Here is a 14,858-nt window from a genome sequence, read left to right on the forward strand (position 1 = left end):
GTTCCTCTTCCCCACGAACAGAGCAACGAGCATCTGAGCTGACAGTCACACCATCAGCCGACTTCTGTTAGGACCTCTTAGCCGTCCAGCACAAATACGTTGACCACCCCCGCGGGTGGTGCTTGGGTCGGTACGTGGACAGCATCTCCGGCAACAGGCGCTTCTGGAATCAGTTCAGCGGCGCCTACCAGCGCAAACACGACGCGCAGATCGGCGCGGCGCCCCGCCTGTGGGGCACGTACGCGATCCCCGACGCGCACCTGCGGGCGCTGGGTGACGTCGCCGGCAAGCGCGTCCTGGAACTCGGCTGCGGCGCCGGCCAGTGGTCCAGGGCGCTCGCCGCCGAAGGGGCCGACGTGATCGGGTTCGACCTGTCCGAAGAGCAGCTCGCCGCGGCGGCTCGCGCGATGGGGGCGGTCCGCTACCCGCTGGTGCAGGGCGCCGCCGAGCACCTTCCGTTCGCCTCCACAAGCTTCGACCTGGTGTTCTGCGATTACGGCGGGCTCAGCTGGGCACCCCCGCACCTGGCCGTACCACAAGCCGCGCGCGTACTGCGGCACGGCGGGCGCCTGGTGTTCAACGTCGCCAGCCCCTGGTTCGAAGCCTGCTACGACGAAGCGACCAGCCGCGCGACGACGACGCTGCGACAGGACTACTTCGGCCTGGACACCATTGATGAGGACCAGGGCGCGGTCAGCTACCAGCTCACCTACGGCGACTGGATCCGGGTCCTGCGCGGCGCGGGTCTCGTCATCGACGACCTCATCGAACCGCGCCCCCACCCCGAAGCGGCCAACGGCTACAACAAGACCGACCCACCCGACTGGGCACACCACTGGCCGGCCGAAGCACTCTGGGTGACCCACAAACCGTAAGCGCCACGACTCCGCCCCTCTTCCAACCTCTCCACGACCCTCCGCACGGCCCGCCGGCGCGGGCCGGCCGGTCTCAGCGCGTGTTGGTGAGGCCCCCTGTGACGGCGATGATCTCGCCGACGGTGAAGCTGGAGTCCGCATCCGAGGCCAGGTAGACGTACGCCGGTGCGATCTCCTCGGGCTGCGCGACGCGTCCGACAGGGTCTTCGCTGCCCAGCTGAGCGAGATCTTCCGTCGGCATGTTCGGGTCGGCCACGTTGAGCACGGTCCAGGTGGGGCCGGGCGCGACCACGTTCGCCCGGATGCCGTCCTTGACCAGGTGTGTGGCGATCGATTTGGTGAAGTTGACCAGGGCGGCCTTGGACGCCGCGTAGTCGATCATGGTGTCGCTGCCCTTGAGGGCTTCTTCCGACGCGGTGGCGATGATGGCGTCCCCGGCCTTGAGGTGCGGGCGGGCGGCTTGCACCAGATGGAAGTACGCGTACACATTGACCTTGAAGGACCGGTCCCAGTCCTCGTAGGACAGCTGCGACAGATCCAGCTGGCTGTTCAGATGAGCGGCGTTGTTCACGAGGATGTTCAGACCGCCCAGCTCGCGCACCGTCCGCTCGACCACCTCCCGGCAGAACGACGGTTCAGCCAGGTCACCGGAGAGCAGCAGACACCTGCGGCCCTCCTGCGTCACCGCGCGGCGGGTCTCCTCCGCGTCGGACTGCTCCTGCGGCAGATGGACCACGGCGACGTCAGCGCCTTCTCGCGCGTACAGTACGGCCACGGCCCTGCCGATACCCGAGTCCCCGCCCGTGATCAGAGCGACCTTGCCGCGCAGCTTGTCGGCCGCCCGGTACCGGCTCGCCCGGTAACGGGGCGCCGGGTCCATGTCGCGTTCGCTGCCGGGCGGCTGCTGGTCCTGCTCGGGATAGGGCGGTACGGGCTCCGAGGTGATCTGCGGATCTGTCCCGCTCCGGTTTGCGTCATCCCGCATGAAAATACTCCCCACTATGACAAAGCGTGTTGTTTCTCCTTACCGGTGAGCGCCTAACCGCAGAGGGCAGTGAGCAAACAGGAGGCGGGGAATTTGCACCGTTCAGGGCTGATGCCCTGTGCACCGGCTGCAGCGCTCCGAAAGGCCCGGAGGCGGGAGCAGTCCTCGCGCCGGAGGTGTCCAGGACGACGCCGAAAGCACCGCGGGCCTCCTCCTGCGGCGAAGAGCCCCCCGACAGGGGCCGCGCGCACTCCACCTGGCGGCACCCGGACGCCCCGACGGCCGCCAACGCCTCGGTGGCCGGTCGGACGCGCCCTCCCCGCCCCCGCCGCCTCGCCTGCGCCGGATCGGCCGTCGCGGATCTGGGGCATCCCGACGAGAGCCCCGGGCGTCATCCGTGCTCCGAGAAGGCCGACACACTTCAGGGCCAGGGACTCGGCGAACTTCCCTACGAGCGACGACGCGCCGATCCCGGGCGCAGCCGAGCGCCGCCCCGCAGCACAAGGGTGGGGCGCGGCACCGAACGGAGCCCGCGCCCCGCTCACCAGCCGTTCGCGTGGATCACAGGGCCGTTCGCGGGCCCTTGCGCTCGTCCCGGTCGCGGGCTAGGAGTGGGGGCCAGCGGGTCCTGGAACCTGGCCTGCGCGGTGTCCAGGGCCAGCCGGACCGCGCCCAGTACGACGGCGCGGTCCGTGAGCGGCGAGAATTCCAGGCGCGGCGGTGCCTCGCTCAGCCGGCCGACCAGGTCCCGGAGAGGAGCGAGGAGCACGTCCCCGGCATCGGCCACCGCTCCACCGATGACGACGAGTTCGGGGTCGAGGAGCAGGGAGACCGTCGCGATGGCACGGGCGGCCGGGCCGAGGATGTGCTCCGCCAGGCTCGGCAGGGCGGTGTCGCCCCGGCGCATCGCCTCGAAGACCAGAGGCGCGTCCACTCGCGCGGAATCGCCCCGGGCGAGTGTGTGGAGTACGGCCCCGGGGGAGTCGGGCGACGCTGTGCCCCCAGCGCGTGCGGCGACGGCATCGACCAGGCGTCTGCCTTCGGTACGGGCGCGTGAAGCCAGCCCCTCGGCCGCGGTGGAGCCGCCCATGAGGCTGAGGAAGCCCAGCTCGCCCGCGCCTCCCTGATGGCCGCGCACCAGCCCGCCATGCACCACGATGCCGGCCCCGAGCCGCTCACCCGCGAGCATGCAGACCACGTTCTCGGAGCCCGAGGCGACCCCGCGCCAGCGCTCGGCGATGACGGCCAGATTGCAGTCGTTCTCCGCGACGACGGCGCAGCCGAAGGCACGGCCGAGCGCGTCGGGCAGATTGACGCCCACGAAATCGGGGATTCCGGAGCGGACGCGGACCGTACCGTCCTCCGCGACCGTGCCGCTGGAACCTGCGCATGCGGCGAGAAGCCGCGCACGGGAGACTCCGGCCGCCTCCAGGGCGCCGGCGGCGGTCTCGGTCACGGTCTCCAGCCGTTCACCGGAAGGCATGCCCGGATCGCCGAAGGCGTGCTCGTCCTCGGCCACGACACGGCCGGTCAGGTCGGCCACCGCGACCCTGACCGTCCGCGCGCCGATGTCGACGCCCAGCACGTACCCGGCGTCACGGCGGAAGGCGAACGCCCGGCAGGGGCGGCCGCGTCCGGCGGCGGCCCGGCTCACGGACCCGGTGACCCAGCCGAGGTCCACCAGGTGGTCGGCGGCGGCCAGGACGGTGGGCCGGGACATACCCGTCTCCTCGACCAAGTCGTTGGAGGACCAGGGCACTTCGGGCGCATCCCGGAGCACCGCCAGCACCCGCGAGGCGTTGAGCTGCCTCACCATCGCTGAGTCCGCTCCGCCCCTTGACACGTCCCTCATGGGCTGCGAGCCTACCGCAGGCCCTTTTATTAAAAGGGGTTAATTAAACATGTGGGGTGGTCACACATGCCCGTTCACCTGACCGCTGCCGGGGTCAGCCTGGTCGCCGACGAGACGGACGGGCGCGTCCTGCACTGGGGGCGGGCCCTCTCCGAGGCGACCGTCCGGACCATGGGCGACGCGGTGACCGGCACCGCGCTCCTGCCGCTGAACGCCCAGGTCCACCAGGGCCGACCGGGGCTCATCGGCCACCGGGCGGGCACCGCCTGGTCGCCGTCGTTCACGCACGCCCGCACCCTCCACACCGACGGTGCACGGCTCGCCTTCCAGGCCGAGGACCCGCACAGCCGGCTGGAGTGGCGGGCGGAGCTGGAACTGACCGCCTCCGGGCTGCTGCGCCTGCGCCACGGACTGCGGAACACCGGCACCGACACCTACCAGCTGGACGAGCTGACACCGGTGCTGCCGATTCCCCCGCGGGCGGTGGAGGCCATGGACTTCACCGGCCGGTGGGCCAAGGAACGCCAGCCCCAGCGCCACCCGTTGGGCCATGGCACATACCTGCGGGAGAGCCGCCGGGGCCGCCCCGGCCACGACAGCCCCTACCTGATGTCGGCCGGCACACCCGGCTTCGGCTGGGACGACGGCGAGGTCTGGTCGGTGCACCTCGCGTGGAGCGGCAACCAGCGCTACTACGTGGAGCGCCTGCCGTCCGCCGGCTGCGTGATCGGCACCGGCGAACTGCTGCTGCCCGGCGAGTGCGCCCTCGCACCCGGGGAGGAGTACGTGACCCCGTGGCTCTGCGCCGCGTACTCCGGGACCGGGCTGAACGGCATCACGCCCCGCTTCCACGACTGGCTGCGCTCCCGGGCCCACCACCCCGACCCCGAGGCCCGGCCCCGCCCCGTCGTCCTCAACAACTGGGAGGCCACGTACTTCGACCACGACCCGCGGCGCCTCATGCCGCTGGTCGAGCGTGCCGCCGAGGTGGGCGTCGAGCGCTTCGTCCTGGACGACGGCTGGTTCCTCGGCCGGCGCGACGACACCGCCGGCCTGGGCGACTGGTACGTCGACCCGGACGTGTGGCCGGACGGCCTCGACCCGCTGATCGGCCATGTGTGGGCGCACGGCATGGAGTTCGGCCTGTGGTGCGAGCCGGAGATGGTGAGCCCCGACTCCCGGCTCCTGCGGGAGCACCCCGACTGGGCGCTGCACGCCGCGGACCGGCTCCCGCCCGACTGGCGCAACCAGCAGGTGCTCGACCTGTGCCGGCCGGAGGCGTACGCGTACCTCCTGGAGCGCTTCGACAGCCTCCTCAGCGCGTACGACATCGCCTACCTCAAGTGGGACCACAACCGCGACCTGGTCGAGCCCGGACACGAGGGCCGCGCCGCCGTCCGGGCCCAGACCACCGCCGCGTACCGGCTCCTGGACGAGCTGCGCAGGCGCCACCCGGGGGTGGAGATCGAGAGCTGCGCGTCGGGCGGCGGCCGCATGGACCTGGGCATCCTGGAACACACCGACCGGGTGTGGACCTCCGACTGCAACGACGCCCTCGAACGCCAGGAGATCCAGCGCGGCACCAACCTGCTGCTCCCGCTGGAACTGACCGGCGCCCACGTCGGCCCCACCACCTCGCACAGCACCGGCCGCACCCATACCCTCGCCTTCCGCGCCGCGACCGCGCTGTTCGGGCACTTCGGCATCGAGTGGGACATCACCACCGCTACCGACGCCGAGCGGGCCGAACTCGCCGAGTGGGTCGCCGCGTACAAGCGCCATCGCACACTGCTGCACACCGGCCGCCTGTTCCGCCACGAAAGCCCCGACGACGAAGCCGCCTCCCTCACCACCGTCGTCGCCCCCGACCGGAGCGAGGCGCTGCTCTCGTACGTCCAGCTCACCGCCACTCGCGCGGAGACCCCGGCCCGCGCCCGCTTTCCCGGCCTGGACCCGGACGGCCTCTATCGGCTCACCCCGGTCGGCCCCCAGGGTCCCGTCCCCCCGAACGGGCTGCGCCGGGCACCCTCCTGGCAACCGGAACAGACCGAGGTGACCGGCGAATTCCTCGCCCACATCGGCCTCGCACTGCCGCGCCTGCATCCTGAGTCCGCTCTCGTCCTGCACGCCGCCCGCACGGACTGACCCAGCCGCCGCCCGATGCCTTTCTGGAACGGCTGGTGGGGGAGGGCGGGGAGGCTGTCGCGCATTGCGGCAGCTCTGCCTGCGGTGGGACGGGCATACCGCCCCGCCTGCGTTTCAGGCGGGGCGCGGATGATCGCCGAGGCCGCGCGCGGACGGTGGCTCGGAGTGGCCGACGGGCTCCGGATCAGCCCGATCGCGGGCGAGCAGACGTTGAACGTCACCCGTCGTGCCGAGACGACGGAGACCTCCAGCACACTTCGCCGAAGCGCGGAACCGTCATCGGGCTTCCAGCCCGCCCCGTCGGGTGATCAGCCCTCAGGGGCGGGCACGCGGGCGCGGCCCGGTCAGCTGACTGGCACGGCGACCAGATGGTCCGCGATGCCTGCCGCATCAGGCCGGTAATACTCCTGGATGGCCTCCGTCCAGGCCGGGACCGAAGCCTGCTCCGCGCCGGCCGGCTTCAGAGCGTCGAACAGGGCGAGGATGTTCGGCTCGGAGAAGCCGATGGCGGTCATGACCGCAACGAACGTCGACTGTTCGACCAACCCGTCTCCGTCCGGGTCCGCGACCGCGGTGAGTGCTCCGGCGAACTCCGTGACCGCTGCGGAGAACCGCTCCGGCGCGAGGACGATGTCCTGGAATTCGGTGTAGTCGACCCGGCCGTCGCGGTTGCTGTCGAGTTCCCCGGCCAGGGTCTGCCAGAAGGTCCGGAAGGCACCCGCCATCGCGGCGTGCCTGCCCGCGTCGGCTTCCGGGACTGCCGCCACCACCCTTTCCGCCATCAGCCGGAAATCATCGGCCTCGATGAGCCCGTTCCCATCGGCGTCGAACAACTGGAATACCAGTTTGACCCGTGCGATCGCTTCTTCCCGCATAGGTATGTCGCCTTTCCGTCTCGGATATCGCACCGGAAACCCTAGGAAAGGGCGGTCTCGGGCCGCGGTGTGATGCCCAGCGTTCATGCGAAGGAGTGACCTGTCACGGCTTCGTGCGGCGTCACACTCGATCGGGGGGTTCCGGCCGCCTGCGATGCTTGAGCCGGCTGAGTTGCCGCTTGCTCGGGCGGAACGGAACTGAGCCCGTAACGCAGGAAGCCGCGCACAGGTGGCCGTCGAGGACGAAGTGGGGCAGGCCCCAGTGCGCGGACGGGGCGTCTGCCGGCCGAGAGTGGCTGCGTCCGGTACGGGTGTGATGCGGGCGTACGCCGGCGAACGGGTCCCCGGGCATGCGCAGCGGCCGGCGAAACGGCCGCTCCAGAGACGCTCAGCGCGGCCGAGGCGGTCTCAGAAGCACATCAGGTGTCCGGGTGGGCGTCCGTCTTCAGCGCCCACGCACCACCCGGACAACCGGCTGGAAGCGGAGGGAAGCGGTGGCCCTTGACGTCGGTGCTTCAGTGGTGGCCGGCCCCGCAGTCGCATTCGTAGATACCGCTCTCGGGCACGATCTCCCCGGGATGCCACGTTCGCTTTTCGTCTCCCATACGTCCGGTGTACGTCGCCCGGGGCCGATCGGCGACTCGGGGGAACACCCGCCGGAAGCGCGAAGGCGTCACGCCTCCGTCGACGTGGGGCAAGACGTCGCTGCGGCGGCACTGGAGCCCTGGGCCGGCACCGGGACGACGTCGCCGGCCAGGACCGAATCGTCCAGGGGCCGGGCGCCGGGCAACCGGTGCCGGGCGGCGATCAGGGCGGCGTCGATGTCCCGGGTACCGGTGGACACGCACAGCGTGTAGGCGATGTCGTCCATGCGCTGGCGTACCTGCGCGCTGTCCGCTTCGGTAGCGCCCACGGCCGCGAGGGCCTCGTAGTTCTCGACCAGAGCGTGCAGCACCGCGGGGTGGGCCATCAACATGACAGAACCTTTCTTCGACCGGACCGAATGCTTCGGAGCCGTGCGCTCCACTACCCGCGTTGCCTCCCCGCATGCCTGGTCCACCCCACGGACAGCAGCGTGCGCCCTACGACGCGCTCGTGCGCAACACCAGCAGGAGAGGTGCCGTGCCTGTCACGGGGCCTCGAAGCCGGTCACGGCCAGCGCCCTGTCCACCCGCACGCCGGCCAGGTCGTCATGGCGGATCACAAAACTCGTGAAGTATGCCTCGTAACACCGGGCTTCACCGGCGAGCGAGATCCACTCGCTCGTCAGTCGGTGCTTCTCCTCCTCCAGGTGGGAATGCCATTGCGCGACCGGGATGGGCGGAATCTCTCCCGCCTTCTCGCGCCCCGCGAGGGTCTGCTCCGCAAGGCTGTTGATCACCTCGTCATCGGCATATCCGCCGATGACGACACCGGCGCCGGACGGCCAGAGGCCGTGGGCCAGAGCCCGAAGCTCATCCAGGTGCGGCAGGTCACGCTCCATGTACCGGACCAACTGCTGCTGAAAGGGGGACATGTCCTCCCAGTCGAGATCCTCCCAGAACTCGTGCCAGTCCTCGTCCTCAGCCTCCTGAAGCCACAGGGGCAGTTCGGCTCCGAGCTCGGCGCTCACGTCGCTCCGCTCGCGGACCCATGCCGAGCCGGGGGCCTTCGCGACTTCGGTCTCGGTGCCATCCGGCACGTACACGACTCGCGCGTACTTCCCGGAATCGTCCACACAATCCTTCTCCTGGTCCACGAAGAAGAGCAGTGTCCCGTCCGCCGGCAGGTCGAAGCCGTCGACTCTCGGCAGCGCTCCGCAATCGACGGAAAGGAGCAACGGCAACGGAACCTCCCCGGCGGACGGCCACTTCATGCCCACCGGCAGCCGGGGCAGCCCACCGAGCTGCCCAACCACGGAACCGCCCGCGGAAGCACCGCCCACGGACAACCCGATCGACAGACGCAGGTGTCGGCTGAATCTACTGATCTCGTCGTCCGGAATGCCCAACTCGAGCGCCGCCCGGCGAAACTCTCCTAGATGGTCCATGCCGAGAAGATAGGCCCCGCACAACCTGGCCGCGCCACCGGGGCGTTGGAGCGATGGCGGGGCCAAGTGGTGAACGGCGTGGGGCACGGCTTCCACAAGACGGAAGAGGCTGTCGCGCCGCCGGTCAGCAAGCCGATCGCCGGCCGGCGCCGTGACTGAGAGCGAGCGGCACCTCGGCTGCGGAGCACTGGACGCGGGCCCAGCATGCCGCAGGTCTACGCGGACGGGCCCCCCTCCTGCCCGGGCGGCAAGGCCCGTCTGGCGCCTCGGTTCAGACCGCTACCCGGGCAGGCAAGGAGTCCGCCCTCCCATAAGCGAGCACCTGAGCGAGGACCTCCCGGAAACGGGCCACGTCCGGTGCCGGTGCCTCGATGACGGCCTCGATTTCGCAGTCCTCCAGCCGAAGGCTTTCCAGTGCCCCGGGGTCCAGCACGACGCGAAGGACATTGCCCTCCAGGACGGCTTCGCGTACGCAGCCGTAGGCCGTTCCCTGGCCGGCCGTGACCAGACAGTGAGTGTCCATCCCCAGAGCGACCTCTTGGTCGTCGGGATCTTCCTCGCCCGACATGAACGACAGGATGAAGCCGCTGCCGTCCTCGGTCTCCGAGAGACCGGCTTCGGTGAAGTAGCCGTCGGGATCGATCTCAGTACCGGCGACGCGGGCGGTGAATCGGACGGTCATGAGAAGGTTTTATCAACCCGGTCGGACAGAGGAGGCGGCGCGGACACCGGCATCACGAGGTCCACGTAGGCGGAGTCGTCTCAGACCATTCCTCAATGGCAGAGATCGGCGACGATCCTGTTGCCAAGGCGCGCGGCTCGCGCCTCCTTCGCCTGCCGGGTGCCGTAGGGGCGGGCGCAGTTGCACCGCTCCCCACCGTTTCCACCCCGGCCGTCGCTGGTGAACGTCACCTCGGCGACCGCCGCGCAACACGGAGAACCCGCCCGCATGCGCAGTCGGAAGGGGCACCCGATGGATCGCCAGGCCGCCCTCGCCGGGCAGCGGCCTGACCATCCAGCCTGGCGCTCACTTCCGCGTTGCCCACGCGGCACGGGAGGCGTCAGCGGCCTACGTCGCCGCCGACCGCCCTCACGAGCGACCCCGGCCGTCCAACCGACCCCGTGTCCCGCTGCGCGGAGGCCCGGTGGTGACGCTGATGCCGGCGTGAACGCACCTCGGGGAGGCGTTCGCTCAGGCTTTCGCATGGCCGGCGGTTTGGGTGCCTCCGACTCCAATCACTCCTCCTTCACGAAGAGCGGACGTGTCAGGTGCCCTGCACCGACCTGCTGCGAGCGCAGAAGAACCCCGAGATCAGTCAGGGAAAGCGAGTCATCAGACGTGTGCAGCACCCAGTTCCCATGCTCCGCAGCGTGGTGCGGCAAGAACTGCTGGCCCTGGTCCCCGACCGCAGCTCCCAGCACTCCCGCTCCGCATCCGCGCCCATTGACGCCCGACGCTTCTTGGCCTATCGCGGAGCGTTGGCTGCTCAGAGCAGAAGGCAGTCAGCACCTGAGGTGTTCGTGCCTGTACCGACGCCTGGTACCACCCCCCGTGGGGGGAATAGACGCCCCTCTGAAATGACTATAGGACCGCCTTGGCGGCGGGTGGAGGATGGCAACAATCGCTCGAGCTTCCGGGCCGATCCACTCCTGCTGATATTCCCGCCGCGAACCCTGTCCGCGCCCGGGATTCCTGACGGCCATAACCGGCGCACGGTGGACGCCGATCACCACCACGATGTCACGCGCACCGCCGTCGGGGCCGGAACCGGCATCGCAGGTCCTGGCAGAGAGTGAGTACGTCCTTGGCCCGTCGCGGTTGCGGGGTGTCCGTCCTTATCCGGCCTTATCCAGCCGCCGGCTCCATGCGCCAGTGCGCGCTGCGTCGTACGGGTTCGAGGTCATGGCGAAAGGGCGATCGTGCCCCCCTACGGTCACCGTTCGGTCCCAGCCCGGCCGGTGTCCGCCCCACCCCACGCTGACGAAGGAGTCGAACTCGTGCACATCATGCGTCTCGGGTTGCCCGGAGGCCGGATCCTGACCGGCCTATGACGGCCTTGATGGCCGCCCTGATGATCGTGGCCGTGCCCGGCCGGGCCCACGCCGTCGATACCGTTACCGCCACTCCGTCGACCGTCACGGCCGGCGAGACCTTCACCGTCGACTTCAACATCGACGTGCCCCGCGGCCCCAATGGACGGGTGCTGTTCAGCGAGCGGAACTCCACACTCGGGAGCGTGCTGGACTTCACCTCGCTCGTCTCCTGCACCGGCAACACCGCCCCCTGCGGTGAAGTCGGCACCCAGTACTTCGTGCCGGTGGCCAGCTCTCCGTCGGCTCCCACGACGGTGTCGGGTTCCCTCACTCTGCGGGTGGATCCGGGCACACCTGCGGGCCAGTTCGACCTGTACTACAGGTTCGGCAGCGACTTCGGTGTGACCGACGCCAGGCCCGGGCCTACGGTCACCGTGACTGCCGCCCAGGCCGATCTGTCCACCAACACGTCCCTCACGGGGTCCGCCGTGGGAAGCACCATCGGCGTCACCGCCGCGGTCACCAACAACGGCCCCGGCACCGCCGACGGCGTCAGCCTCACGACGACCCTGCCCGGCCAGGTCAGCAGCGTGACCGGGCTCCCCGGCGCCTGCTCCTTCAACGCCGCGGCCAAGACCGTCACGTGCACCGCACCCACCCTGGCCAGCGGCCAGACCAGCACCTACACCTACACCGCCCAGCTCACCCTGCTCTCCCTGGGCGCTCTCCCCGTCTCCACCGCAGCATCGGCCACCACCCCTGACCCCGTCGCCGCCAACAACACCAGCAGCGCATCCTGCACCGCCCTCACCTCCCTCGTGGTCCTCTGCTGAATCGCATGAAGCCGCCGGGGCGGGCGTCGAAGCCACCGACGCCGCCCCACGCTCCTCTCGCGGGTATCGAGCAGACTCCTCCGTCCTCGTCCGCGACCTGTAGCGGAAAAACTCTTCGGCTTCGACGGCTGCCGCTTTCGGGGACGGGATGTGCCTCCCCCAGGCGCGAGAGGGAACACCGCTCACCCCCTGCGCAGCCACTGCCAAGGGACGCATTCCGGCTCGCCTTCGGCCAGCCCCGCGCCCCGTGACTCCGCGGACGCGCGCGGCCCGGCGGCGTCTCGGTCCTGGTCCTGACCGGCGAGGCCGCGTCCGGCGACTTCCAGGGCCCGCAGATCATCATCGAGATCGTTCTCGTCCCCGTCCCCGCCCAGACGCTGCAATGCCTCACCGCGAGCGGCCTGGACACCTACTCCGGCCTGATCAACCTCCAGATCCTCTGACCGCCCGACCCGAGACAACCTCTCCCGGCAAGCCTCAGCGGACGCTGAGCGTGATGACAGCAGGCTGTGCGACCTCACGAGGACTGTCCAACGGGTGGGACCTGGGCCCTGGTGGGTGGGCCGGCACTGGTCCGAGGACGACGAACCGGAACGAACCGGTCGCGCCAGGGCCGGCGTCCGGGTCCAGCGTGCTGTACCAGGGCGGAGGACGAGGTGCGGGGCAACCGGAGCCCGCACTCATCCGCTGTCCCGAGTGCGCCCTCGACAATGCTCGTTCGGCAACTGAACCGGTCCGCGCCGGTGCAGTTCAGCCAGCTGCTGCGGCACCTCGTGACCGATCCTGGAGGCGGAGAAGTCGACTATGTGGGGCCCGAAGACCTGACCGCCGTGTGCTGGTCACCGCCATCTGTCCGGCACACTTCCGTCTGAGCGTGACCACGTCTCTGGGACCGCCGTTTCCCGCTCTGGCTTCCGACGCCGCGGGCGGCCGATGAAGCCGAAGAAACCGCCTGCGTACAGTCGTGGTGGGCGACGTCATGCAGGAACGAGTGACGCCGGCCGTCACCCAGCAGCCCCGCGGCTGTCATGGCGTCGGTGGCGCCGTCAGCACGTCGCGGTAGATGCCCAGCATGCGCTCGCCGGTCTCGCCCCAGCCGCGTCCGGCGGATTCGTACGTGCCCGCCGCACCGAGCCGCGAGGCCAGCTCGGGGCGGCTCAGCACCTCGTCGAGCGCGGCGGCGAGGGCAACAGGGTCGCCGGGAGGCACGAGCAGTGCGGCCTTTCCGTCCGCCGCGGTCTGCCGGATGCCGCCGATGTCCGAGGCGACCAGGGGAACTCCCAGCGCCATGGCCTCGACGACCACGGTGCCGGCTTCCTCGAAGAGCGACGGCAGGACAACGATCCGGGCGTGCGCCATCGCCGCGGCCGCAGTGCGATGGGGCACGAAACCGCACACGGTGACATTCCCTCCGATCCCCAGCCGCCGGATGCCGGCCTGGATCCGTTGCCGTTCACGGCCGTCGCCGATCAGCAGCAACTGCGCGGGGCTGCGGAGCCGGGAGAAGGCGTCCACGAGGACCGTGACTCCCTTCTCGGCTGAGAACCTGCCGACGAACACGATCCGCGGGTGCGGTACCTCGGGGGAGGGGTCGTCGAAGGGCCCGGTGAACGTCTCCTGGTCGTAAGGCTGCGGAAGCACGTGCACCCGTGCGGGGTCGGCGCCGGACGTGATGACGCGGTCGCGAGTGCGGGCGGTGAGGGCGACAACCGCCGCTGCCCGCCGGAGGGCGATCGCTTCCCACGGGTGGCCCAGTACCTTGAGAGCGGCGAGCCGGGCGTTGACGGCCCGCATGGTGTGCAGCGCGCTGCTGTGCAGGGTCACGACAAGCGGCGCACGATGACGGTGCGCGGCCCACAGGGCGATCGGCAGAGCGGCGAGATCGGCACTGGGATGGGCATGGACGACGTCAACCCGCGTGGTCGCGTCCAGTGCCGCACGCGCTGCGGGCAAGGCCCACAGCTGCCGCCACCGGCGGACAGGCACGCCGAATCGGCGTACGCGTATGTGGTCGCCCTGATGCTGGTCGCGGGGCTCGCCGGGCTTGTAGGAGGTGATCACGGTCTGGCTGATCCCCCGACGGTCCAAGTGGCGGACGAGCGCGCCGACATGGATCTGAACACCGCCCATCGAGCTGTATCCGGTCCCGGCGGCGCTCGCGACAGACCTGCTCGACTTGAATACGGAGCACACGTGCAGCACGCCCAAACGCTCAGAGCGCGGTGAATAAGTCGGGTGATCGGACGAGGGTGAAGCACTCATGCGGAACCTTCCGCCGTTGCACGCCATCACCCTCCAGTTTCCCCGGGAACAGCGGCCGACGCGCCTCCGAATAAGGACATCGTTTCCTGTCCTCCAGCACGGCGTGCGAGCCTCCAGGCGTGCGACTGGAGCGGCAGCGCTTGCGGGAGAAGTGGGCTGGGCCGGCGTCGACAACACCGGTGTTCTATGCCGCAGCAAGGTTGCGAAGTCGTCCCTGAGGCGCTGAGGACGAAGGGCGGGTTGGGGCACCTGCCGGAGAGCTGCTTACAGCAGGACGGTGAGGGTGGCGACGCCGGTGGAGTCCGATACACCGGTGGTAGCGCAGGCGGTGAGGCTGAGGGCGGGAGCGACCAGTTCGCGGGTAACCAGGGAACCGGTGGAGTAACCGGAGGTGACCGCGCCGGTGGAGATGGTGGTGGTCGTGCCGTTGGCGGCGCGGATGACGTTGGTGTTGTTGAAGGTGACGGTGCTGGTCTGGCCGGTGTTCCACCCGTAGGTGACCTGGGAGGTGCCCAAGGGACTGAGGCTGAGCAGGCAGCTGTTGTCGGGGCGGACGGCGGTGTAGCCGCCGCTTCCGGAGCTGATCGGGGAGAGCAGGGAGAGACAGTTGTAGTTCTCCTGCACGGTGGCGGTGACCGTGGTGGGGGTGTTGGTGAGCGGCGGTGAGAAGTGCGCGGTCTGGCTGCCCGTGCACACCAGGTCTCCCACGGCGGCGGGCGCGGCGGATGCCGTAGGCGCGGCGAGCAGGGCAGCGCCGCCGAGGAGGGTTGCTGCGGAGGCGATGGCGGTGAGGCGGCGTAGGCGCATGGCGGGGGTCTCCTTCATCCGGCGACGACCGGTTTTCTCGCTGCAGGTGACGCACGGCGGTACCGGCGCATTGGAACGTGCCTAAGAGGTCCTAACAAAGGCGTTGGACGTGTCGGTGGGTGATCAGGCAGGTCGCGAGGCCGAGGAAGGCTTCGTGGATG

11 protein-coding genes are annotated in these 14,858 nt (G+C 70.0%); 3 read left to right on the forward strand and 8 right to left on the reverse strand.

What is annotated here, in order from left to right:
- Window positions 1-134 precede the first annotated feature (134 nt).
- Entirely contained in the window at window positions 135-875 is a 741-nt protein-coding gene (locus FKN01_RS31355; RefSeq protein WP_143626043.1) for a class I SAM-dependent methyltransferase, read from the forward strand.
- 73 nt (window positions 876-948) lie between these two features.
- On the opposite strand, the gene FKN01_RS31360 is transcribed toward FKN01_RS31355, so the two are convergent.
- Both FKN01_RS31360 and FKN01_RS31365 read right to left on the reverse strand, forming a co-directional pair.
- Entirely contained in the window at window positions 949-1,860 is a 912-nt protein-coding gene (locus FKN01_RS31360) for an SDR family oxidoreductase (RefSeq protein ID WP_143626044.1), read from the reverse strand.
- Window positions 1,861-2,401: 541 nt separating this feature from the next.
- Entirely contained in the window at window positions 2,402-3,676 is a 1,275-nt protein-coding gene (locus FKN01_RS31365; protein WP_185993066.1) for an ROK family transcriptional regulator, read from the reverse strand.
- Window positions 3,677-3,778: 102 nt separating this feature from the next.
- Here FKN01_RS31365 and FKN01_RS31370 point away from each other — a divergent pair, with 102 nt between their 5' ends.
- Entirely contained in the window at window positions 3,779-5,857 is a 2,079-nt protein-coding gene (locus FKN01_RS31370) for an alpha-galactosidase (protein WP_143626046.1), read from the forward strand.
- A gap of 344 nt (window positions 5,858-6,201) precedes the next feature.
- On the opposite strand, the gene FKN01_RS31375 is transcribed toward FKN01_RS31370, so the two are convergent.
- The 4 genes from FKN01_RS31375 to FKN01_RS31395 form a co-directional block, all read right to left on the reverse strand.
- Entirely contained in the window at window positions 6,202-6,732 is a 531-nt protein-coding gene (locus tag FKN01_RS31375) for an EF-hand domain-containing protein (protein WP_143626047.1), read from the reverse strand.
- A gap of 673 nt (window positions 6,733-7,405) precedes the next feature.
- Window positions 7,406-7,708: a DUF5133 domain-containing protein gene (locus tag FKN01_RS31385; RefSeq protein ID WP_143626048.1), complete on the reverse strand. Its 303-nt coding sequence runs from the start codon at window positions 7,706-7,708 to the stop codon at window positions 7,406-7,408.
- Between the two features lie 153 nt (window positions 7,709-7,861).
- Complete coding sequence (locus FKN01_RS31390) at window positions 7,862-8,761, reverse strand: DUF1963 domain-containing protein (protein ID WP_143626049.1); 900 nt, start codon at window positions 8,759-8,761, stop codon at window positions 7,862-7,864.
- 271 nt (window positions 8,762-9,032) lie between these two features.
- Complete coding sequence (locus FKN01_RS31395) at window positions 9,033-9,443, reverse strand: Imm10 family immunity protein (protein ID WP_143626050.1); 411 nt, start codon at window positions 9,441-9,443, stop codon at window positions 9,033-9,035.
- A gap of 1,366 nt (window positions 9,444-10,809) precedes the next feature.
- Here FKN01_RS31395 and FKN01_RS31405 point away from each other — a divergent pair.
- Window positions 10,810-11,628 (forward strand): DUF11 domain-containing protein, encoded by an 819-nt coding sequence (locus FKN01_RS31405; protein ID WP_143626052.1) that lies wholly within the window; start codon window positions 10,810-10,812, stop codon window positions 11,626-11,628.
- Window positions 11,629-12,654: 1,026 nt separating this feature from the next.
- Here FKN01_RS31405 and FKN01_RS31410 read toward each other — a convergent pair.
- Window positions 12,655-13,830: a glycosyltransferase family 4 protein gene (locus tag FKN01_RS31410; RefSeq protein ID WP_185993068.1), complete on the reverse strand. Its 1,176-nt coding sequence runs from the start codon at window positions 13,828-13,830 to the stop codon at window positions 12,655-12,657.
- Window positions 13,831-14,154: 324 nt separating this feature from the next.
- Window positions 14,155-14,697 (reverse strand): hypothetical protein, encoded by a 543-nt coding sequence (locus FKN01_RS31415; RefSeq protein ID WP_143626054.1) that lies wholly within the window; start codon window positions 14,695-14,697, stop codon window positions 14,155-14,157.
- Window positions 14,698-14,858 lie beyond the last annotated feature (161 nt).

Origin of the sequence: Streptomyces sp. 130, assembly GCF_007096885.1 — a bacterium.
GTDB lineage: Bacteria > Actinomycetota > Actinomycetes > Streptomycetales > Streptomycetaceae > Streptomyces.